Genomic DNA, 1,529 nt, shown 5'->3' on the forward strand with positions numbered 1-1,529 from the left:
GTGTAGGGTAGCGAATCGCCGCTGTAAAGCGGGTATTTGGGACCAGCCCGTTTTTCTGTTCAATGCGCGAACGCCGCAGTCAGCCGGATACCGAGGATGAGCGCATCGTCGAGCGTCGGATCGAGACCGGGATCGACGACATATTGGACATGCGGCTGCACGCCGAGCCAGTCGGTGACAGCGACGCGGTGGGTCAGTTCGATGGCGGTTTCGGCCTCGGAAGTGTCGCCATAGCGGGCGAAGGCGAGATCGCGGCTGGCGCCGCTCGCTCCGGCCCAGGCGATGGCGATACCGCTATCGTCCGCCGGTCGACCGGGGACGAGGCCGTGGCCGACGATACCACCCGAGACGAAGCGGTCGAAGATATTCGCGCGGCCGCTGGCGGCACCGAGACGGACGAAGGCGCGGACGCCACGGTCGCGGTCGCCGACCAGCTGCGCCTCCCCGCGCAGATACACGCCGTTGCTGGCGACCCGGCGCTTCGTGGCAGCGGCGATGCCGGCATCGAACCGGTCGTCGATCCGCGCGGTATAGCCCCATGCCCCGGCCAGCACGCGCAGATTGCCGAGTTCGACATCCCCCTCCCCGATCACCAGCGCGCCGTCGCCGCTGCTCAGACCGACGTTCAGGCGCCGCGGGAAGGCCGGATCGTTCGGCACGCCATCCGCCACCGCCGCGCGCAACGTCAGCGCGCGCGCGAGCCTTACCTGTCCGCGAAGGGCGAGACCGGTGCTGGGAAAGGTCGACGGGCCGTTGCGGCCGCTGCTGCCAAGGTCGGACCCCATGCCGAACGCGCTGTTGACCAACAGCAGCGACGTCTGGAGGGCGTCGAATTCGCTGTTGATGTCGTACAGGCCGAGTTTCGCCGACCAGCGGCCATCCGCCCCGCCATGCTCGACCCACGCCTCCAGCAGCCGGAAGAGTGGCATGCCCGCTTCGATGCTGGAGACGACCTGCGCATCGCCGACCACGCCACCGCTGAAGCTCCCGCCATTATTATAGAAGCCATGGACCAGCGCGGTGGTGCGCGGGACCCCGGCCAGCTGATCCAGATCGGCGGTCGCGATGCCGCTGACATTGTGGATCCAGCGGCTGCCCCGGTTCGCCCCGCCCGCCACCGCGCTAAGCAGATCGCCGGTATAGGCGAGCTGGATCACCAACGGGTCGCGGCGTTCGACGGTCGGCAGCTCGACATTGCCCGGCGCCCGTTCGACGCTGGGCGCGGCGACCTGTGCGCTGGCGGCCGGTATGGACGCGGACGCCAACGCCGCCGCCCATCCGATCCTTCTACCCCATAGTCCGATCATCACGCCCCATCGATTCGACAGCGCCTCCATGTTCGCCCGAAGATGAAGAAGCTGCCAATGCGACGTCGTGTTGCGGCGCATTCTGCCGGTCAGGTAAGGACCGAATGGGGATAGGTGCCCGCGGCACCAACGCGCCCGACGCATCGCGATCGATGCGCCATGGCGCGAGTGACGGGGCTCGAACCCGCGACCTCCGGCGTGACAGGCCGGCGCTCTAACCAA

General features: G+C 68.2%; 1 protein-coding gene. It reads right to left on the reverse strand.

The window, feature by feature from the left end:
- Positions 1-59: 59 nt before the first annotated feature.
- Positions 60-1,337, reverse strand: a complete 1,278-nt coding sequence (locus ASE59_RS04095; RefSeq protein ID WP_162235265.1) for a carbohydrate porin — start codon at positions 1,335-1,337, stop codon at positions 60-62.
- Positions 1,338-1,529 lie beyond the last annotated feature (192 nt).

Source organism: Sphingomonas sp. Leaf10, assembly GCF_001421245.1.
Lineage (GTDB): Bacteria > Pseudomonadota > Alphaproteobacteria > Sphingomonadales > Sphingomonadaceae > Sphingomonas.